The 19,720-nt window shown below is 60.6% G+C and carries 16 protein-coding genes; 4 read left to right on the forward strand and 12 right to left on the reverse strand.

The window, feature by feature from the left end; genetic code table 11:
- Position 1 precedes the first annotated feature (1 nt).
- On the reverse strand, positions 2-1,543 hold the full coding sequence (hutH, locus tag BM062_RS04445; protein WP_371326548.1) for a histidine ammonia-lyase: 1,542 nt from the start codon (positions 1,541-1,543) through the stop codon (positions 2-4).
- Between the two features lie 15 nt (positions 1,544-1,558).
- Entirely contained in the window at positions 1,559-3,265 is a 1,707-nt protein-coding gene (hutU, locus tag BM062_RS04450) for a urocanate hydratase (protein ID WP_092393799.1), read from the reverse strand.
- Between the two features lie 287 nt (positions 3,266-3,552).
- Between hutU and hutC the strand changes: the two genes are divergently transcribed.
- From hutC to BM062_RS04465, 3 genes are read left to right on the forward strand one after another with little or no spacing between them, the layout of a single operon-like run.
- A complete protein-coding gene (hutC, locus tag BM062_RS04455; protein WP_254784916.1) occupies positions 3,553-4,263 on the forward strand; it encodes a histidine utilization repressor in 711 nt (236 codons plus the stop codon).
- 51 nt (positions 4,264-4,314) lie between these two features.
- On the forward strand, positions 4,315-5,799 hold the full coding sequence (locus BM062_RS04460) for an MFS transporter (protein ID WP_092393805.1): 1,485 nt from the start codon (positions 4,315-4,317) through the stop codon (positions 5,797-5,799).
- Positions 5,796-6,599 carry a ferredoxin--NADP reductase gene (locus BM062_RS04465; protein WP_092393807.1) on the forward strand — a complete coding sequence of 268 codons (804 nt, stop codon included), beginning with the start codon at positions 5,796-5,798 and terminating at the stop codon, positions 6,597-6,599. Before BM062_RS04460 ends, BM062_RS04465 begins: the two co-directional genes overlap by 4 nt.
- Before the next feature lie 85 nt (positions 6,600-6,684).
- Here the strand turns inward: BM062_RS04465 and BM062_RS04470 are convergent, their stop codons facing one another.
- From BM062_RS04470 to BM062_RS04515, 10 genes are all read right to left on the reverse strand, one after another.
- The gene (locus tag BM062_RS04470) at positions 6,685-6,948 is read right to left on the reverse strand and encodes a PAAR domain-containing protein (protein ID WP_092393810.1); all 264 of its coding nucleotides are present in this window, start codon (positions 6,946-6,948) and stop codon (positions 6,685-6,687) included.
- 35 nt (positions 6,949-6,983) lie between these two features.
- Positions 6,984-8,321 (reverse strand): hypothetical protein, encoded by a 1,338-nt coding sequence (locus BM062_RS04475; RefSeq protein ID WP_254784918.1) that lies wholly within the window; start codon positions 8,319-8,321, stop codon positions 6,984-6,986.
- A gap of 163 nt (positions 8,322-8,484) precedes the next feature.
- On the reverse strand, positions 8,485-9,972 hold the full coding sequence (locus BM062_RS04480; RefSeq protein WP_254784919.1) for a virulence factor: 1,488 nt from the start codon (positions 9,970-9,972) through the stop codon (positions 8,485-8,487).
- Positions 9,957-12,143, reverse strand: coding sequence for a T6SS effector phospholipase Tle3 domain-containing protein (locus BM062_RS04485; protein WP_092393813.1), 2,187 nt, complete (start codon positions 12,141-12,143; stop codon positions 9,957-9,959). The genes BM062_RS04480 and BM062_RS04485 overlap by 16 nt, the downstream gene beginning before the upstream one ends.
- Positions 12,144-12,201: 58 nt before the next feature.
- On the reverse strand, positions 12,202-14,952 hold the full coding sequence (locus tag BM062_RS04490; protein ID WP_092393817.1) for a type VI secretion system Vgr family protein: 2,751 nt from the start codon (positions 14,950-14,952) through the stop codon (positions 12,202-12,204).
- Between the two features lie 102 nt (positions 14,953-15,054).
- Complete coding sequence (locus BM062_RS04495; protein WP_092393820.1) at positions 15,055-15,546, reverse strand: Hcp family type VI secretion system effector; 492 nt, start codon at positions 15,544-15,546, stop codon at positions 15,055-15,057.
- A gap of 479 nt (positions 15,547-16,025) precedes the next feature.
- Positions 16,026-16,718, reverse strand: a complete 693-nt coding sequence (locus BM062_RS04500) for an ABC transporter ATP-binding protein (protein ID WP_254784920.1) — start codon at positions 16,716-16,718, stop codon at positions 16,026-16,028.
- On the reverse strand, positions 16,715-17,485 hold the full coding sequence (locus BM062_RS04505; protein WP_092393823.1) for an ABC transporter ATP-binding protein: 771 nt from the start codon (positions 17,483-17,485) through the stop codon (positions 16,715-16,717). The genes BM062_RS04500 and BM062_RS04505 overlap by 4 nt, the downstream gene beginning before the upstream one ends.
- On the reverse strand, positions 17,482-18,534 hold the full coding sequence (locus BM062_RS04510) for a branched-chain amino acid ABC transporter permease (RefSeq protein ID WP_254784921.1): 1,053 nt from the start codon (positions 18,532-18,534) through the stop codon (positions 17,482-17,484). The genes BM062_RS04505 and BM062_RS04510 overlap by 4 nt, the downstream gene beginning before the upstream one ends.
- Positions 18,535-18,539: 5 nt before the next feature.
- Positions 18,540-19,484 carry a branched-chain amino acid ABC transporter permease gene (locus tag BM062_RS04515; RefSeq protein ID WP_092393828.1) on the reverse strand — a complete coding sequence of 315 codons (945 nt, stop codon included), beginning with the start codon at positions 19,482-19,484 and terminating at the stop codon, positions 18,540-18,542.
- A gap of 37 nt (positions 19,485-19,521) precedes the next feature.
- Here BM062_RS04515 and BM062_RS26110 point away from each other — a divergent pair, with 37 nt between their 5' ends.
- The gene (locus BM062_RS26110) at positions 19,522-19,656 is read left to right on the forward strand and encodes a hypothetical protein (protein WP_256381564.1); all 135 of its coding nucleotides are present in this window, start codon (positions 19,522-19,524) and stop codon (positions 19,654-19,656) included.
- The last annotated feature ends 64 nt before the right edge of the window (positions 19,657-19,720 follow it).

The raw sequence follows: 19,720 nt of genomic DNA on the forward strand, positions 1-19,720 counted from the left end.
GTTACTGCCCGTACAGGCCGGCAAACAAGGCATGGCAGCTGCCGCTGACCGCGCCTTGCAGCACCAGCTGCTTGGCGGCTTCGATATCCGGCGCGAAGAAACGGTCTTTATCGTAGAACGCTACCTGCTGGCGCAAACGCTGCTGCACTTCATCCAGCAGCGGCGAGGTGGTCAGGGGCAGGTGGCAATCGACGCCCTGCGCCGCCGCCAGCAATTCGATCGCGACGATGGTGGCGGTGTTGTGCGCCATTTCGTGCAGGCGGCGGCCGGCGAAAGTCGCCATGCTGACGTGGTCTTCCTGGTTGGCCGAAGTCGGCAAGCTGTCGACGCTGGCCGGATGCGCCAGCGACTTGTTCTCGGACGCCAGCGCCGCTGCGGTGACATGGGCGATCATGAAACCGGAATTGAGGCCGGACGACTGCACCAGGAACGGCGGCAAACCGGACAAGGAGGAATCGATCAGCAGCGCGATGCGGCGCTCCGACAAGGCGCCGATTTCGGCAATCGCCAGCGCCAGCGTGTCGGCCGCGAAAGCCACCGGCTCGGCGTGGAAATTGCCGCCTGAGATCACTTCGTCATGCTCGGCGTAAATCAGCGGATTGTCGGTCACGGCATTGGCTTCGATCAGCAAGGTGCGCGCCGCGTTGCCGATCAGGTCGACACAGGCGCCCATCACCTGCGGCTGGCAGCGCAAGCTGTAGGGATCCTGCACCCGTTCATCGTTGACCAGGTGCGATTGGCGGATCGCGCTGCCGCTCAGCAACTGGCGGTAAATCTTGGCCGTGGCGATCTGCCCCGGCTGGCCGCGCACTTCATGCACACGCGGATCGAACGGCGCATCGCTGCCGCGGGCGGCGTCGACCGCCAATGCGCCGGTTACCGTGGCGGCTTCCAGCACGCGTTCCGCCAGGAACAGGCCGTTCAAGGTCAAGGCGGTAGACACCTGAGTGCCGTTGATCAACGCCAGCCCTTCCTTGGCTGCCAGCACGATAGGCGCGATGCCGGCCCGGGCCAGCGCTTGCTTGGCGTCGACCAGCTTGCCGTCGACCCGCACCTGGCCTTCGCCGAGTATCGCCAGGGTCATGTGCGACAAGGGCGCCAGGTCGCCGGAGGCGCCGACCGAACCCTTGACCGGGATGCAAGGCATGATGCCGGCGTTGTAGATCGCCAGCAGGGTATCGATCACCTGCGCCCGGATGCCGGAGTAGCCGCGCGCCAGGCTGCCGATCTTCATGGCCAGGATCAGGCGCACCGCGGCATCGTCGATCAGGTCGCCGGTGCCGACCGAGTGCGACAGGATCAGGTTACGCTGCAGCAGTTCCAGCTGCTCGTCCGGGATGCGGGTCTTGGCCAGCTTGCCGAAGCCGGTATTGATGCCGTAGGCGGCATCGCCGCGTTCGACGATCCTGGCGACGGTGGCGGCGGAAGCATTGATGGCGTCATAAGCGGCAGGCGGCAATGCGAGCGGCACGGCTTCGGCCCAGATACCGCGGATCTCTGCCAAAGACATTTTTCCTGGTTGCAGAGTTAATGGTGTTTTCATGGTCATTCTTTCAAATTAGCTGATCATCGGCAGGTTCAGATTATGGCGCTTGGCGCACTCGATCGCCGCTTCGTAGCCGGCATCGGCATGGCGCATCACGCCGGAGGCGCAGTCGTTGACCAGCACTCGCGCCAGGCGCTTGGCGGCGGCTTCGGTGCCGTCGGCGACGATCACCATGCCGGCGTGCTGCGAGTAGCCCATGCCTACCCCGCCGCCGTGATGCAGCGAAACCCAGGTAGCGCCGCCGGAGGTGTTCAGCAAGGCGTTCAGCAAGGGCCAGTCGGAAACCGCATCGGTGCCGTCTTTCATGCTTTCGGTTTCACGGTTCGGACTGGCGACCGAACCGGTATCGAGGTGGTCGCGGCCGATCACGATCGGCGCCTTCAGTTCGCCGGTGCGCACCATTTCGTTGAAGGCAAGGCCGGCGATATGGCGCTCTCCCAGGCCGAGCCAGCAGATCCGCGCCGGCAAGCCCTGGAAGGAAATGCGCTCGCGCGCCATGTCCAGCCAGCGGTGCACATGCTTGTTTTGCGGGAACAGCTCCTTGATCTTGGCGTCGGTCTTGTAGATATCTTCCGGATCGCCGGACAGGGCGACCCAGCGGAACGGTCCCTTGCCTTCGCAAAACAGCGGCCGGATATAGGCCGGCACGAAACCCGGGAAATCGAAGGCGTTCTTGACGCCTTGGTCGAACGCTACCTGGCGGATGTTGTTGCCGTAGTCGACGGTCTTGATGCCCATCGCATGGAAATCCAGCATGGCTTGCACATGCTGCGCGCAAGACTTTGCGGCGTCGGCGGTCAGCCGGGCTTGCTGCGACGGATCGTGCTGCGCTGCCACCCACTGCTCGACGCTCCAGCCTGTCGGCAGGTAACCGTTGATCAGGTCGTGCGCGGAAGTCTGGTCGGTCACCAGGTCAGGCTTGATGCCGCCGGCCTTGGCGCGCCTGACCAGCTCAGGCAAGACTTCCGCGGCGTTGCCGAGCAGGCCGATGGAAATCGCTTCCTTGCGTTCGGTATGGTATTTGATCAGCTCCAGCGCATCGTCCAGGTCCTTGGCCTGCTTGTCGAGATAACGTGTGCGCAGGCGGAAATCGATGCTGGACTGCTTGCATTCGACGGTCAGCGAGGCGGCGCCGGCCAGCGTTGCCGCCAGCGGCTGCGCGCCGCCCATGCCGCCCAGGCCGGCGGTCAGGATCCAGCGCCCGGACAGGTCGCCGCCGAAATGCTGGCGCCCTGCTTCGGCGAAGGTTTCAAACGTGCCTTGCACGATGCCCTGGCTGCCGATGTAGATCCAGCTGCCGGCGGTCATCTGGCCGTACATGAACAGGCCCTTGCGGTCGAGTTCGTTGAAGTGCTCCCAGTTGGCCCATTTCGGCACCAGGTTGGAATTGGCCAGCAGCACCCGCGGCGCATCGGCGTGGGTCTGGAATACGCCGACCGGCTTGCCGGACTGGATCAGCAGGGTCTGGTCGTCGTCCAGCTTGGTGAGCGCCTCGACGATCTTGTCGAAACAGGCCCAGTCGCGCGCGGCGCGGCCGATGCCGCCGTAGACCACCAGGTCGTTCGGCCGTTCGGCCACTTCCGGGTCGAGATTGTTCATCAGCATGCGCAGCGGCGCTTCGGTCAGCCAGCTCTTGGCGGTCAAGGTAGTACCGCGCGGGGCGCGGATGGTGCGGCTGGGGTCGCGCCGTGGGTCGGCGTGTTTGCTCATTGTGCTCATGTTGACTCATCTCCTTAAAGTGGCGGCGCCGATCTTTATCATTAAGATCGCTGGAAAACAAAACAGCAAGTTGTATAGTCCAGTAAAATATAATGCCTATACAACTTAGTCAACCGAATTTATGCAAGCGAGTAAAAATTGTTGTTGACTTCAAGGCCACTTGAACTTGCATACTTGGCAAAAAACTCATTTCCCTCATATCCGCGTTCGCGCTCATATGGGGGAAATGAGTTCTGTTAGCAACTGATGTAGTATCCGTGATGAATTTCTTGAGTAGGAGCCTGCACATGCATGGCGCATCAAACAACAAAGCAGTCCCGGCATTTCAACAGGTCAAGGACCACGTCTTGCAGCAGATCCGCAGCGGCGAATGGAAACCGGGCGACCTGATCCCTTCCGAGCGCGAACTGATGCTGCAATTCAGCCTGTCGCGCATGACGGTCAACCGCGCCCTGCGTGAACTGACCGACAACCAGCTGCTGGTACGGATCCAGGGCTCGGGCACTTACGTCGCGCCTGGCAAATACCAGTCGACCCTGGTGGAGATACACAGCATCGACGATGAACTGGTGGCGCGCGGCCACCGCTACCGCAGCCAGGTGCTGACGCTGGAAGCCAGCAATGCGCCGGTCGCGTTGAAGGCGCTGGGACTGGGAAGCGGCCCGGCGTTTCATTCAGTGATCGTGCATTTTGCCGACGACATCCCGATCCAGCTGGAAGACCGCTACACCAATCCGCAGCTGTTCCCCGACTACCTGCAGCAGGATTTCCACCGCATCACGCCGAACCACTACATGGTGCAGATCGCGCCGCTCGACAAAGCCGAATACAGCATCGAATCCAAGATGCCGGAAACCGCCGTGCGCAAGCTGTTGCAGATGGAAGCCGGCGAACCGTGCCTGCTGCTGTCGCGCCGTACCTGGGTGCGGCAGGCGGTGGCGACTTCGGTCACCTTGTGGCACCCAGGCTCAAGATATCAATTTACCGGCGGATTCTGATCCCCGCAGTAAAATTCCCATTAGCACGCAGCACACAGGACATACCGATTCATGTCAGTTACCTCTACTTTGCCTGACGCACCCTCTGCCAGCTGGGCAGACCTGCTGTCAGGACGCAACGCCTTACGCTCCATCACGCTGGCCGGCGGCATCGGCATGCATGCCACCAATGTCTATATCGTCACCACCATCCTGCCGTCGGTAGTCAAGGATATCGGCGGCCTGGAATACTATGCCTGGGCCACGTCCCTGTTCGTGGTGGCGTCGATCATCGCCGCCGGCCTGGCTTCGCGGCTGGTCGAGTGGATCGGCTACCGTCCCGCCTGCCTGCTGGCGCTGCTGGTGTTTTCGCTGGGTTCCGCCGGCTGCGCGCTGGCGCCGCACATGGTGTGGCTGCTGCTGGCGCGCACCGTGCAGGGATTCGGCGGCGGCGTGCTGGTGGCGCTGTCTTACGCCATGATCCGGGTGGTGTTCGCACCGCCCTTGTGGTCGCGCGCCATGGCTTTGATGTCGGGCATGTGGGGCATTTCGACGCTGTCGGGTCCTGCCATCGGCGGCATGTTTGCGCAAGCCGGCAGCTGGCGCGGCGCGTTCTGGTCGCTGTTGCCGGCAGCGGTCATCCTTGCGCTGCTGGTGCAGTTCACGCTGAAAGTCCCGGCGCAAACGGCGCCGGAAGAAAAAGCCAACAGCATCCCGCTCGCCAAAATATTGCTGCTGGCGGCAGCGGTGCTGTCGGTGTCGGCGGCCAGCCTGTCCAGCAGCGCTGTATTGAATATCGGCGGCATCCTGTTCGGCATTGCCCTGGTCGGCCTGATCGCCTGGCTGGAACGGCGCGGCGGCACACGTTTGTTGCCGACCGGCGCATTTTCCCTGCGCAGCCGCATCGGCGCCCTGTACGCCACCATGATCCTGATGATCCTGGGACTGACCACCGAAATCTACGTGCCGTATTTCCTGCAGGTGATCCAGGGCCACTCGCCGCTGCTGGCCGGCTACCTGACCGGCATCATGTCTTGCGGCTGGACCCTGGCGGCCTTGCTGTTCTCCAGCTATAGCGGCGCGCGCGCGAAATTTGTCATGAAAGCCGGACCGCTGGTGGTGATCGCGGCATTGCTCGCGCTGTCGTTCATGCTGCCGTCGGCCGCTGCGCTGGACGACTATGGCCTGCTGCCCTTGTGCATCGCGCTGGTGCTGGTCGGTTTCGGCATAGGCATGGGCATGCCGCACCTGATGGCAAAGATATTAAGCAGCGCGCCGTCGGATGAAGGCAACCTGGCGGCTTATTCGCTGACGACGGTGCAGCTGTTTGCCACCGCCATCGGCGCCGCCCTGGCCGGCATGGTGACCTCGCTGGCGGGACTGGCCGACCCGGGCGGTTTGCCTGGCGCCGCAAATGCGGCACAATGGCTGTTCATCTGTTTCGCAGCGGCGCCGCTGCTGGCCTTCTTCACCGTGCGCCAGGCCTTGCGCCTGAACCCGCCCGCCGCCTCCGGCGCGGTGCGCGGCGGCGGACAACTACAGGAACCCCTGCCATGAGCAGCACGCCACCGAAAACCCCGGTTTCCCAGCTCAAAGCCAGCACCGAGATCGTCACCAGCGTGCATTACTGGACCGAGAAGCTGCTGTCGTTCCGCACCACGCGCCCGGCCGGCTACCAGTTCACGCCGGGACAGTTTGCCCGGCTGGGCGTAACCGCCGGCGCAGAAACGCTGTGGCGCGCCTACTCGGTGACATCGGCCGCCACCGAAGACGAACTGGAATATTTCCTGGTGCAAGTCCCCGGCGGCTTGTTTACCGAACAGTTGAAAGGGCTGAAGCCGGGTTATCCGATCCTGGTGGAAAAATTCAGCTATGGCTTCATGACCGTGGACCGTTTTGTGGATGGCGAGGATTTATGGATGCTGGCCACCGGCACCGGCCTCGGCCCGTTCATCTCGATCCTGCAAGATCCCGCGGTATGGAAGAAATTCCGCAACCTGGTCCTGGTGCATTGCGTAAGGAACACCGAGGAGCTGGCGTACCAGGAACTGCTGTCGGCCCTGCCGTTGCGGCCGGAACTGGCTGCCGGCGGCGCCAGGCTGCAACTGATACGCTCCACTACGCGCGATGTGCAAGCGGCCGCGCACGGCAACCTGCAAGGACGGATTACCGCCCTGCTCGCCAGCGGCGAGCTGGAAGCGGCGGCGGGCCTGGATATCACGGCAGAAAAATCGCGCATCATGATGTGCGGCAATCCGGAAATGATCACCGCCACGCGTGAAATCCTCTACCAGCGCGGACTGCGGCCTTGCCGACGGGCCGTGCCGGGGCAGTTTGTGACTGAAGACTATTGGTGACAAATTACTATAAGGAAAGCCAGGTCCTTTTTTGTGTTTTCTAGCGATGTTTTATCCTAGCCGGATCTGCTTTACTCACGGGCAGCTATTTGCGACCGCTGTTCGGCATGGTGGAGATCAGCACGGCGCCGCAAGTGGTCTTGTGTCCCTCGAAGGCAACAGGGATGCCATCGATCAATACCCCGGGATCGCCCTCGGCGATTACGCAATTTTTATGACCTTGCATCGGGCAGATGCAGCGATCTCCCTTGCGCGCAACCGGCAAGCCCCTCACCTTGCTCTGCGGCGCTGCCGACACCACCTTGCAACCGTGGCTGGTGGGGTCGTTCAAACGGATAACGCCACGCATGCTGAATTCTCCTGCTCAATGCCGTTGATGCGGCCTTACTTGGAATACCCTTGCGACCCTGGCGGAGCATCGTGACGCAAGCCCCACCATGGCAGGAAAGCGTTGTTGCCGCCACGCGCACGGAACCAGGGCTTGTCGGGATCGATGGGACGAACCTGGGCCGGCGGCGTCACCAACACGGCGGTCGGATGGGCGGCGTCGCTGGTGCCGGCAACCAGCACATTCTTGCCGAAATGATTGGCGTAGGCGATGCCGAGCGCCACATTGGTCAGGGCGGTGCCGGCGCCCATCTCGCCCAGCAAGGCCGGCGTGTTGAAAGTCTGTTTCGTGAAATCGAATTCGACCAGTTCAGCGCTGAGCGTCTGCGCCAGGTTGCCGATCCGGTCCGATGAATTCGGATGCGTATTGTTGGCGTCGTGGATCACGTAACCGATATCGGTATCCTGTTTGCCAGCGTTGTGGGTGGCGGCGTCCATCGTGGCTTTCCAGGCTTGCACGATGCGTGGCGGCTTGCCTTTCTCTGCATTGAAGTCGGCCACTGCCTTGGTGGCTGGATAGCCGATCCAGGCCAGCGCTGCGCGCTCGGTGTTGTAGTTGGGGCCGGCCAGCACCAGGAGCACCATGTTTTCGTTGATTTGCTTATCCTTGGGGCGACTTGGTGCGTCCCAATTCATGGCCCAGGCGGTTTCATTCGGGTGCGCCTGCAGATAATCCAATGCGGCCGACAACGAAGTGAAGCCGGCGTTTGGACCGCCCAACGTTACACGGACGTCGGGCGGCGTGCTGCGGGACCAGACAGTCGGAAAGCTAGGATTACCGATATCAAAGGCTTTGATGATCGTATCTCGAGTGTAGTTAGTGGCTTCAACTAGATCGAGTTTACCAACAGGGAGCGCATATTCGACATGGATACCCGCCAATTCACGCCACGTCTTCTTGTCGTCACGAGAATGCACATTATAGAAATAGCGCGAGTTAGAGCCATAATTATCGCGAAACATATAAATCAGTTCATCGACATATTTATGATGATAGCCCTTGAAGGTTTCTTCCCCATTATTGCCAACTGCAATTGAACCAATTGCTTGAAGTTTGCTATATTTCTGCGGATTGGCCTTGACCATATCGTCATTCTGGTTCGGTTGTACCAGCCCTAGTGTCCATAATAATTGCCACTCAGTTGGATAATCTCGCCGTTGCAGAGGATTGAGCCACTGGACGCCGACGACCTGCGCCATGAACGGATTGGCAGATTCGGTTGCCGCGGGAACGGCGGCAGTCGCCGCGGCGACAACCGGTGTGCCGGCACATGCCGTCAACAAACCTAGTACGACAATAGCAACAAGGGCGGGTAATGCAAGCAAACGGGTCATAAGTTCTCCAATAGTCATGGGTTGCGGTGTAGCGGTATCGGCGCGCCAGCCTATGTCTTGTACCGGTGCTGCCGACATCACCCTGCGCCGCAGCTGGTGGGGTCGTTCAAACGGATAACGCCACGCATGCTGAATTCTCCTGCTCAATGCCGTTGATGCGGCCTTACTTGGAATACCCTTGCGACCCTGGCGGAGCATCGTGACGCAAGCCCCACCATGGCAGGAAAGCGTTGTTGCCGCCACGGGCGCGGAACCAGGGTTTGTCGGGATCGATAGGACGAACCTTGGCTGGCGGCGTCACCAACACGGCGGTCGGATGGGCGGCGTCGCTGGTGCCGGCCACCAGCACGTTCTTGCCGAAATGATTGGCGTAGGCGATGCCGAGCGCCACATTGGTCAGGGCGGTGCCGGCGCCCATCTCGCCCAGCAAGGCCGGCGTGTTGAAAGTCTGTTTCGTGAAATCGAATTCGACCAGTTCAGCGCTGAGCGTCTGCGCCAGGTTGCCGATCCGGTCCGATGAATTCGGATGCGTATTGTTGGCGTCGTGGATCACGTAACCGATATCGGTATCCTGTTTGCCAGCGTTGTGGGTGGCAGCGTCCATCGTGGCTTTCCAGGCTTGCACAATGCGGGGCGGCTTGCCTTTCTCTGCGTTGAAATCCGCCACTGCCTTGGTGGCTGGATAGCCGATCCAGGCCAGCGCCGCGCGCTCGGTGTTGTAGTTGGGGCCAGCCAGCACCAGGAGCACCATGTTTTCGTTGATTTGCTTATCCTTGGGGCGGCTTGGTGCGTCCCAATTCATGGCCCAGGCGGTTTCATTGGGATGTGCTTGCAGATAATCCAATGCTGCCGACAACGAAGTGAAGCCGGCGTTCGGGCCGCCCATCGTTACGCGTACGTCGGGCGGCGTGCTGCGCGTCCAAAGTGTTGGAGAGCTGGGATTGCCGATCCCAAAACTTCTAGTAATGTATTTCTTTGTGAAATCGGCAGCCTCGACCGGATCGAGTTTCCCTGCTGGCAGCGCATATTCAATATGGATGCCGGCGAGTTCACGCCATGATTTCTTGTTTTCGAGCGAGTGGACGTTATAAAAATAGCGGGAATCAGCACCATAGTTGTCATGGAAAATATCAATCAATTCTTCGACATATTTATGATGATAGCCCTTGAAGGTTTCTTCGCCATCATTTCCAGCGGCTATCGACCCAATCACTTGAAGTTTTGTGAATTTTTCAGGATTGGCCTTGACCATGTCGTCGTTCTTATTGGGCTGTACCAGCCCCAGCGTCCACAGCAATTGCCATTCAGTTGGATAATCGCGACGTTGCAACGGATTGAGCCATTGCACGCCGACGACTTGCGCCATGAACGGATTGGCAGATTCGGTTGCCGCGGGAACGGCGGCAGTCGCCGCGGCGGCAACCGGTGTGCCGGCACATGCCGTCAACAAACCTAGTACGACAATAGCAACAAGGGCTGGCAAAGCAAGCAAACGGGTCATAAGTTCTCCAATAGTCATGGGTTGCGGTGTAGCGGTATCGGCGCGCCAGGCAAGCCACAGCGCGACAGCAATAGCGATCACAAAGGCAAGGACGGTCCAGCCCAGCCGCCGGTTGCGGGTGGCAATCAGCGTATTCAAGCGCGCTGCCATGACTGCGGTTGCGACGTGAAATCTGGGTACTGACGTTTATCGACAATTTTGTCCGGCAGACGGCCTTCACTACCTTGTGCGTTGGCCCATTCATAGGTCGACACGCCCAAAAATTTTCCGTCAGAAAAATATTCTTTAAATTGCTTGCTGGAATCACCTTCATCCAATCCTTTGAGAAATCGCCAGTCCGCTGCTATTCGCAATTTGTGCAAATCCTTTTCCGGTATATCGCAGCAGCCAATCGCCACGTCATAGGCCAGCGCCTTCTGCGCATGCACGCCATTGGTCATGATCGTCGAATGGTCGGTCGCATGGGTATCGAGATTGTCGGCCAGGGTGGTCTTTATCTGCTCGTTGCGCCAGGCGGTATATTCAGCACTGGCGCTCGCGGGATTATCTTCCTCGGTCACTTGCTCGTCGTTCCTGTACCGCCTTGCGCGTTTGGCCTTCATGCGCATCAGCGCGTGATATTCATAACGCAGCGTCGCTTCACTGTCTGCATTGCCTTGCGCGGCGTCGGTGCTGCCGTCTTTCCTTTTGCGGTCGCCGGCAAAGGGATCGTCGGGATCCTGTTCGCGTTCCTTGTCACGCAACGCGCCAGGGGCATCCAGGCCCTGGTCGAAATCGGTGCTCATGACACCGAAACTCTTCGAGGCCGGCAGGAACGCCGGCAGCAGCGGCGCTTCCAACGGGATGACCCAGTCCTTCGGCGGCAGCGCATTGACGCGCTTGTCGAACAGTTTCGTTGCCACGATCATGACGGGGGCAAAAGCAAAGGTGAGAATGCTGGGAAAGCCCTTATCCTTGCTCGCATCCAAGCCCTTGGCCACGGAATATTTGACGGCTGGGGATTCCGGATGCCAGAAGTCCTGGCTGCCGCGCTTGGCGCCCAATTTTCGCCAATGGTCTTCCCAGTAGTCGTACTGCCCTTGTTTGCCTACTTCAAAATCCTGTGCAAACACGCGCTGGGTGAATACGCCGGCGCCGCCGGTGTCCACGATCTCCTCTTTGCTCATGCCGAGCCAGCCTATGCCCTGTATCGGCGCGGCTGAAATCACCTGGTCATGCGGATTGCAGTACAGGGTGACGCGGCCATAGGTCGAGCCGTTATATCCATAATTCTCGCGGTCGGCTTCGGCGGTAAAGCCATGTCCCGCATTGGCCATGCGCCGGTCAACGCGATCCGGTTCCTGCTCGGCGCCCTTGCGTGCCTTGACGATCGCAAAAAATGCCGCCAGGGTCGCCTTGCGTGCATCGAGCGTCTGACGGCCAGTATCGCCATCAGGGCCTTTCATGCCGGCCTGACTCCAGTTCTCGGCAAAATTATCTTCCCGAAGGCTATACGGCGGATTGCACAGCACGTAATTGTCCGCCACGCAGGGCGCGCTCTTGCCGCAGCCATCGATGGCGGGGTCCAAACGGTCGCCCAGGAAGGCTGCCGCGAGTCCCACCATATTGCCCTGGCTGTGGCAGACGATGGTGACCGGCACATCGGCCTGTTTCTTGCGCAGCGACTCCACCAGCCTCGCCAGCCGCAGCGCCGCCAGCACGTAATAAGGACGCGGCGGACAAGCATATACATGGCGGTCATTGGCCGGATTCATGTGCTGCACGTCCATCCAGAGGAACAATTTTTCCGACAAGCCTTCGCCCCACAGGTCGGGCAGCGCAGTGCAGCCATTCGCAAACGGGCCGCCGCCCCAGTAGTTCTGCTCGTTGACATAGATGCCGTCGCCGTATTGCTGCAGTTCCTCCAGGCTGGCCTTGTAGCCCCAGCGGAAGCGGATGACCGGCGAAAACGTATCATCACCATCTAGAAATGTATCCGGTTGCATATCGGGATTGAGATAACCATCGGCTGTCAGTTCCCGCATGTATTTAACGGGTCGCAACTGGCCGGCTTCAGTAGTCGGAAAGAACAGATTTTCATTCCGCCGTTTGAGGCGGTCATTCAATCCTGCGCATATTCCTTCTTCCGCTTCCGAATACCATTCGCCATCCGAATTCACGCCGTGCACAAAGATGACGACGCCTGGCAGTGGCAGTTGCTTGATGACATCCAGGTAGCTATGGTTGAACAGGCAGATGCCCTCTTTTTTACCCACAACGAGGATGCTGAGATCATCAGCGGGAGAGGCCGGGCTTTCCGGGCTGGTTGAAATGTCGGTCATTGTGTTATGTCCTCAAACGTCATCGTTGGTTGCTGTCCGGTTATGCTGGATACGCGCCTCATGCGCGTGGCGTAAAGAAAAACGCCTTGAGCTGCTGCAAGCCGCTGGCCGTCACCTTGCCGCCGGTGCCGTCGCCGGCGCTCTCGCCGGTCACAGGGTTGGCGTCAGGGCGCTCGACATGTAATTTCATGCCTGCGACCGGTTCGCCGTCCGTCGGGCTCAACAGGCGCGGCGTGCGGCTCAGGTCGCCCTCGCTGAATTTCGGCAGGCCGGCGCTGACGCTGGCCGGACCGTCCCAGTTATGGCCGTCGGTCCTGACGTGCAGCGCATCCGTGCCGCCGATTTCGGGCATGCCGCCCTTGAGCTTGAAATAGGCGCCGCCGCTACTCATGAGCGTGATTTCGTCCGCCATCAGGATCAGATGTTTGCCGGCGCTCACCTTGAGGTCAGTAGCGGAATCAATCTGCATCTCGTCGTGTTGGCTCTGCATCAGGAATTTTCCGTAGTGGGCAATCTGCTTGATGCCGTCCCGGTGCGCGAACACGGAAACACCCTTGCCGGCGTTCAGGTTGAAGCGCTGGCCGGCAGTCAATTGCACATGCTGCTGCGCCACCGTGTCGACATTCTTGCCGCCATAGCTGACGATAGTCTTGGGCGTGCTGAAGGCGAGACCGTCCGGCGCCGTCACGCTGATCGTTGGTTTACCGCCCTCGCCCTGTGGGTTGACGTTACTGCCAGCGGCCGCGCTGTTGATGTCATCCCTGAGCGCAGCCTGTGGCGCGTCATCCAGGGCCAGCGCCTGGTGCTCGGCGGCATACTGGCCCAGAGATTTAAACAGGTCCAGACAGTCCTGCATGAGCGCGATATGTTCTTCGCTGCTCAATTGGCTGCCGCTGGCATCGAGCCGCTTCCAGGCTGAAATCAGCAGGGATTTCGCGGTACGCAGGCTGCCGCTTTCATTCGTGGCCAGTTCGAAGCCGTCGCCGCGTGCCGTCGCTTTGCCGTTGCTGCGCGGGTGAGTCAGGTAGCCGAGATTGAGCTGTGTCGCGGCGTGCCCGCTGCCCAATTGCACGGAGATCTGGCCAGGCGAGTCGTCGATGCGCAGCTGATTCGCCCGTTTCCCCCGGACTTCCTTGCTGACGATGCCAGACAGGTAGCGATCACCCGGCAAGCTGCTGGTGCGGCTAAAGCTGGGCGGCGGCGTGGTGCCGCCGTGCACGGCGCCGGTAATGATCGGTTTATCGGGGTCGCCTCCCAGGAACCCCAATCGGCACAGGGTGCCGATGCGCGGCAGCGAGATCGCGCCCCATTGCGCGCCGGCCCAGGAGGTCGCAACCCGTACCCAGGCCGAGTCATGTTCCGTGACGCCGGTGCTGGCCAGTTGCGGCGTTGCGCGTTCTTCCGGCCGGACGCCAGGAAACCTTACCTTCACTCTGCCGAGATTGTCGCAAAACACTTCCTCATTTTCCGGGCCGACGACAACCACATCCTGCGCATCGGCGCGCGGCAGATCGATGCGGGGGTCGTAGGCCGGCACGATGGGAATGTCACGCCGCACACAGGTGAATTGATTGGTGTAGCGGACGCCACGTTCGGCATTGGCCTGGCCCAGCGCCGATTCCCGGTTGCTGTTGCCTATGCCCCACTGGTTCAGCGCAAACAGACGCTGCGCACGTTCGCCGACGGTATAAGGCAGATTGTTCTCTGCTTCGACCCACAGTTCCGTAATGACGAATTCGCGTTCCTTGACCGGATGGCTGTCGATACCGGCGTGGCCGGTAACGGCAACCCATTCGCCGACGCACAGGTCGCGCACGCCGCTTTCGGCCTGATAGCATTTTGTGCGGTATTCATGACGCTTGATGCGCAAAGTGCCGAGGCTGGTGTAATCGGCGGCGTTGTCGCCGATGTGGGGCGCCTCAAGCAGCGTATCGTTGAGCGTGCGGGCAAAGCGATTGCCCAGCACGCCCTGGTCATTGGTGCCGAGCAGGTTGGCGCTGCTCATGCGCGCCGTCTTGTAGTCCCAGCTCTGGCGCGTGACGTTGCCTGCGGTCAGATTGCGCAGTTTATGCCATGCGGTGATGCAATCGCGCTGTTCGGTGCCGTCATCGCGATGGTAGCGTACGGTCCCGGCACTGTTTTGTTTCAAGGACCAGGAATCGTCGAACAGCACCAGGGTATGCCCTGGGGTCTGGTCGCTGCCGGCGGCACTGGATTGACCGGGCTGAAAAAACCACGACAGGCCGCGCCGTTTCCACAAACGACGCAAGAACGCCGCGTCGGATTCGTTGTACTGCATCGTGAATTCTTTTTGCGGGTAATTTCCCTGCAAGTTCGACAACTCGAAATCGAAGGCGCGTGCCAGAATAGGATTTTTCTGGCGCCAGTCGCCGAGCATGATTTCCGTAATCTCGACTTCGCTCTTGTTGCGGAAGATGCGGGTGTTGCAGCTCTTTTCCATGATCGCCAGCGCGTCGCGCACGATCAACTGGTAACTGGCAAGACCGCCATCGGCTTCGCCGGCAACTACACCATCGACAATGCCGCACACGGAGCGCATGCCGCCGGAGTCGGTGACGAACTGCAGTTCTACCGGCATCGCGATGAACTGTTTGGTGGGCAGATTGGCCTGGGTGGACACGCACAGCAAATGGTATTCGATACCGCCGCAGATTCGTTCCACGCCGCGCACATGCTTGACCAGCAACACATCGTCAACGACGCCTTTTTCTTGCGACAGGCGCAGGCGGATGGGACGGTTGGCTTCGGTCAGGCCGGCGATTGCGCCGAATAGTGTGTTCGAATTCATCGCACGCTATATTGGGTGAAGGAAGGCGCCCATTGATCCGGGCGCTTTTGAAAGCGGCACCGTGCATCAACGTGCCACGGCGCGCTTGAACGGTGCAACGAATTAAGCAATCTTGTTGGTCGATAGATCCCAGCCGCCAGATGTATTGCCGCCCGAGCCGCCGCCCATTTTTTGCTGGGTGTACTTCCATTTGACCTTCGAATATTTCAGACTCACGCTTTCGCTCAGAACCTCGCCCTCAGCGACGACCGGAGCAACGTTGGAAATCAGGATGTTTTCCAGCTCGACTTCAAAATACTTGATACGGTCCCCTTTGCCGTCAGCGCGCAGGAATTCAAATTTGGCGCTTGGGATGGTTTTGCCGGACGAGCAATTTTGCAGCAGCAGCGGAGATGCCGAATCCGCGATCTTGGTGAGCACAATATCTTTGTGTTCGCAACGTTCTGCCGTATGGCCGCCGCCAGTCGATGATGAGGCCGATTTTGGCTGTAACACTTCCCATTGCACCGATTTGCATTCGATCCAGTCTTTGTGAATGTCGTCGGTGGATTCCCCCTTAATGCCTTCGATTTTCAAATAGACATCAATTGCCATATTTACTCCTTTTTTTCATATAAAAATTGTTTGGATGTTCGAATTGAACAACCACACGGATGGCGCTGACTTTTGATCAGCAGAGACTTAAAGGTGATTGCTCAACGGACACAATGAACTTGGAATTTTTGCGGTAGATATCCCGTTGCCATGCATTTATTTTTCGTATTTTTACACGAGAAACATTGTCAGTCAAATAACATTTGATGACCATCAAATAACACTTGCGATGCGTGTTATTTTTGTATTTGTAATAAACCTGGATTTAAAACGATAGCTGACTGAGAGGCGAGGTTTACGGATAAAACCAGATTAGGGAAACGCTGATTTATTCAACCAAAGATAGTTTCGGCGATACGCACAGCAAATGGTATTCGATGCAGCCGCAGATTCTTTCCACCCCACGCATCAGTGATCTTATGATTGAAGAGTTATGCGGCCTGATGGGCATCGCCGAACTTCGGGCGCCCATCTACACTTCAGACTTCCAGCCACTTCCGCCGCACTTCAGGATTGGCGCGCAATTCGGCCGGCGTACCGGTAAACACGACCTGCCCGTGCCCCATCACCAGCACACGGTCGGATATGTCCAGCGCGATGCCAAGCTTCTGCTCGACCAGCAACACACCCAGTCCTTGCGCCCGCAACGCCAGCAAATGCTGCGCCACCGCTTGCACCACGTGCGGCGCCAGGCCTTCGGTCGGCTCGTCCACCATCACCAGCCGCGGCTTGCCCATGAGACTGCGGCACAGGCTGAGCATCTGCTGTTCGCCGCCGGACAACAGGCCGGCGGCCACATGCCTGCGCGCCGCCAGCTGCGGCATCAGCCGCCACATGTCGTCCATCGCCACCCGCTCGCGCTGCTGGCCCAGGAGCAGATTCTGCTCCACCGTCAGGGTCGGAAACACGGCTCGCTCTTCCGGCACGTAAGCCAGGCCCTGGCGGGCGATGCGGAAAGTTTTCAAGCCGTTCAGCTCGATCCCGTCGAAGCGCACCGAGCCGCTGCTGCGCAGCATGCCCATGATCGCTTTCAGGGTCGAGGAACGGCCGGCGCCGTTGCGCCCCAGCAGGCTGACGATCTCGCCTGGCCCGACATCAAGATCGACGCCGTGCAAGACATGGCTTTGACCGTAGAAAGCGTGCAAGCCGCGCACTTCGAGCATGGCCGTCATGGCGCCGCCTCCGCATTGCCCAGGTAGGCGTCCTGCACCGCGCGGTTGCCGCGGATGGCCGCAGGCGTATCGCAAGCGATGATCCGTCCGTCGACCAGCACCGCGATGCGGTCCACCAGCCCGAACACCACATCCATGTCGTGCTCGATCATCAGCAAGGTCTTGCCGGCGCTGACGCTGCGGATCAGCTCGGCGGCGGCAGCCGATTCATCCCGGCTCATGCCGGCGGTGGGTTCGTCCAGCAGGATCAGGCCGGCGTCGCCGGCGATCGTGATGCCGATTTCCAGCGCGCGCTGGGCGGCATAGCTGAGGTCGCCGCCGAGGGTGTCGCACTCGGCTTGCAAACCGCATTGCCGCAGCACTTCTTCGGTACGCTGGCTGACTGCGCGCAGGGCCGACAGGCGGCGCCAGAAAACATGACGGTAGCCGTGCGACGACAGCACCGCGGCACGCAGGTTTTCCCGGACGCTCAGCTGCGGGAATATATTGGAGACCTGAAAACTGCGCGCCAGGCCGAGCCGGTTGACCTGGAACGGACTGAGGCCGTTTATGTTGCGTCCGCGCAGCAGGATCTCGCCGCTGCTGGCGGCGGTACGGCCTGAGACCAGGTTGAACAGGGTCGATTTTCCGGCGCCGTTGGGGCCGATCAACGCCAGCCGTTCGCCCTGTTTCAACTGCAGGTCCGCGCCGCGGATGATCTGCGTATTGCCGAAATGCTTGCGCAGGTTGCGCAGCTCCAGGACGACAGGCAGGTCATTCGCGCTCATACACCGCCCGCCCGTCGGTACAGCATTTCAATCAAGAGCACGGAGCAGCCTGCCAGCAGCAGCCACCCGGCCGAACGCAGCAAGGACGGCAGCGCCGGCCGCCGCCGCATCGCCAGCGCTTTCACCAGGACGCCGGCGATGCCGCCGGGCGCAAACAGCACGACGATCACAAACAGCAGGCCAAGATACAGCTGCCAGCCTCGCGTGTATGTCGACAGGGCGGAAAACAGCACGCCGGCCAGCGCGCCTAACATCGGGCCGAAGAAATAGGCGATGCCGCCGATAAAGGTAAACAGCAGGATCTGCGACGAACGCAGCAAACCCAGGTTTTCGGCGCTGGCGATTTCAAAATTGATCGCCGCCAGCGCACCGCCGATGCCGGCGAAGAACGCCGACAGCATGAACATCAGGTAACGCACGCGGCGCGGATCGTGGCCGATGAATGCCGCCCGTTCGGGATTGTCGCGCACGGCGTTGGCGATGCGGCCCAGCGGCGTGCGCGTCAGCCCGTACATGGCGGCGGCGGATACGAACAGCCAGAAAGCGATCAGGTAATACACCTGCAGCTGCGAAGCAAAGTCGATGCCCAGCAGCGGCGCGCCGAGCACACGATCGGCGCTGATCCCGCTCTCGCCGCCGAACCATCCCGGCAGCATCAAGGCGCCGGCCGCCGCCAGTTCGGCCAGCGCCAGGCTGATCATGGACAAGGCAGTGCCCGCTTTACGGGTAGTGACAAAACCGAAAACAGCGCCGCACAGCAAACCGGCGCAGCCGCCGACCAGCGGCACCAGCACCAGCGCGGCGGGACTGCCGCCAGCCCATCGGTTCATCACGTGCACGGCGGCAAAAGCGGCCAGCCCCGAATACATGGCGTGTCCGAACGACAGCATGCCGGCCTGCCCGAGCAGCATGTTGTAGGAAAGCGCCAGGATCATCATGCTGCCGCATTGCGACAGCAGCGACAGCGCGGCGCTTTGCTGGAACACCCAGGGCGCGGCCAGCAGCACCAATGCAAACGCCATCCAGGCCCATTTTCGTGTCAAGCGCATGTCCATCAGTCGCGCACCCCGGACAAGCCGCGCGGGCGCAGCAGCATGGCCAGCACCAGCAGCAGGTACGGCAACACCGGCGCCAGCTGGGCCAGCGTCAGTTGCAGCAGCGGGTAGGCGGCTGCATCAGGATTGAGCGCCACGCCCCAATGCGCCAGGGCGCCGGCCAGGGATACATCCAGCGCCACCGCGTACGTCTGCAGGATCCCGATCAGCAGCGAAGCCATGAACGCCCCGCGCAGCGAACCGAGGCCGCCGACCACCACCACCACGAAAATGATGCTGCCGACCCCGGCCGCCATGCCCGGCTCGGTGACAAAGGCATTGCCGCCGACCACGCCCGCCAACCCAGCCAGGCTGCAACCGGCCGCAAACACCAGTGTGAAAATCCGCGGCACGTCATGCCCGAGCGCTTCCACCATCTGCGGATGCGTCAGCGCCGCCTGGATCAGCAGGCCGATGCGCGAACGTTTCAGCAGCCAGGCCGCTGTCAGCAAGACCAGCAACGCCAGCAGCATCATGAAGCCGCGGTAGATGGGAAACGTGGTGGCATAAAACGTGAATAGCGGGCCATCCAGCTGCGCCGGAATCGCATACGGCAGCGCCGCTTTGCCCCAGGCCAGCTGCACCAGCTCGACGATCAGGTAAGACAGGCCGAAAGTAAACAGCAGCTCCGCTACCTGCCCATGGCGCCGCACATGGCGCAGTCCGAAGCGCTCGACCAGCGCCCCCAGCAGGCCGGTCAGCAGCGGCGCCAGCAGCAGCGCCGGCCAGAAGCCCAGCCTGGTGCTGATCGCATAGGCGAAATACGCGCCCAGCATGTAAAAACTCGCATGCGCGAAATTGAGCACGCCCAGCATGCTGAAAATCAGCGTCAGTCCCGACGACAGCAGGAACAGCAGCAAGCCGTAGCTGAGGCCGTTGAGCAAAGTAATGAGGGTAAATTCCATTGCGCAGGATGATGAGAGACGGTAATGAGAGACGGTAATGACAGGCAGTGCGGCATTCTACCGGTTTGCCGGCCACCGGTTTGCCGGCCACCGGTTTGCCGGCCACCGGTTTGCCGGCCACCGGTTCGCCGGCCACCGGTTCGCCGGCCGCCGGTTTGCCGGCCATGGTTAATGTCAGTCGAATATTTTTACCAAGGTAATATTGACCCATCAATTAAACCAGGGTAATATTAACT

This window comes from Collimonas sp. OK412, assembly GCF_900112135.1.
GTDB lineage: Bacteria > Pseudomonadota > Gammaproteobacteria > Burkholderiales > Burkholderiaceae_D > Collimonas > Collimonas rhizosphaerae.

Excerpts from the sequence above, each read along its gene's own strand:
- BM062_RS04505 (WP_092393823.1), bottom strand. The coding sequence starts at position 17,485 with ATGAGCGCGAATGACCTGCCTGTCGTCCTGGAGCTGCGCAACCTGCGC.
- BM062_RS04510 (WP_254784921.1), bottom strand. The coding sequence starts at position 18,534 with ATGCGCTTGACACGAAAATGGGCCTGGATGGCGTTTGCATTGGTGCTG.
- BM062_RS04465 (WP_092393807.1), top strand. The coding sequence starts at position 5,796 with ATGAGCAGCACGCCACCGAAAACCCCGGTTTCCCAGCTCAAAGCCAGC.
- BM062_RS04475 (WP_254784918.1), bottom strand. The coding sequence starts at position 8,321 with ATGACCCGTTTGCTTGCATTACCCGCCCTTGTTGCTATTGTCGTACTA.
- BM062_RS04470 (WP_092393810.1), bottom strand. The coding sequence starts at position 6,948 with ATGCGTGGCGTTATCCGTTTGAACGACCCCACCAGCCACGGTTGCAAG.
- BM062_RS04485 (WP_092393813.1), bottom strand. The coding sequence starts at position 12,143 with ATGACCGACATTTCAACCAGCCCGGAAAGCCCGGCCTCTCCCGCTGAT.
- BM062_RS04495 (WP_092393820.1), bottom strand. The coding sequence starts at position 15,546 with ATGGCAATTGATGTCTATTTGAAAATCGAAGGCATTAAGGGGGAATCC.
- BM062_RS26110 (WP_256381564.1), top strand. The coding sequence starts at position 19,522 with ATGACAGGCAGTGCGGCATTCTACCGGTTTGCCGGCCACCGGTTTGCC.
- hutC (WP_254784916.1), top strand. The coding sequence starts at position 3,553 with ATGCATGGCGCATCAAACAACAAAGCAGTCCCGGCATTTCAACAGGTC.
- BM062_RS04480 (WP_254784919.1), bottom strand. The coding sequence starts at position 9,972 with ATGGCAGCGCGCTTGAATACGCTGATTGCCACCCGCAACCGGCGGCTG.
- BM062_RS04500 (WP_254784920.1), bottom strand. The coding sequence starts at position 16,718 with ATGACGGCCATGCTCGAAGTGCGCGGCTTGCACGCTTTCTACGGTCAA.
- BM062_RS04490 (WP_092393817.1), bottom strand. The coding sequence starts at position 14,952 with ATGAATTCGAACACACTATTCGGCGCAATCGCCGGCCTGACCGAAGCC.
- hutU (WP_092393799.1), bottom strand. The coding sequence starts at position 3,265 with ATGAGCACAATGAGCAAACACGCCGACCCACGGCGCGACCCCAGCCGC.
- hutH (WP_371326548.1), bottom strand. The coding sequence starts at position 1,543 with ATGAAAACACCATTAACTCTGCAACCAGGAAAAATGTCTTTGGCAGAG.
- BM062_RS04460 (WP_092393805.1), top strand. The coding sequence starts at position 4,315 with ATGTCAGTTACCTCTACTTTGCCTGACGCACCCTCTGCCAGCTGGGCA.
- BM062_RS04515 (WP_092393828.1), bottom strand. The coding sequence starts at position 19,484 with ATGGAATTTACCCTCATTACTTTGCTCAACGGCCTCAGCTACGGCTTG.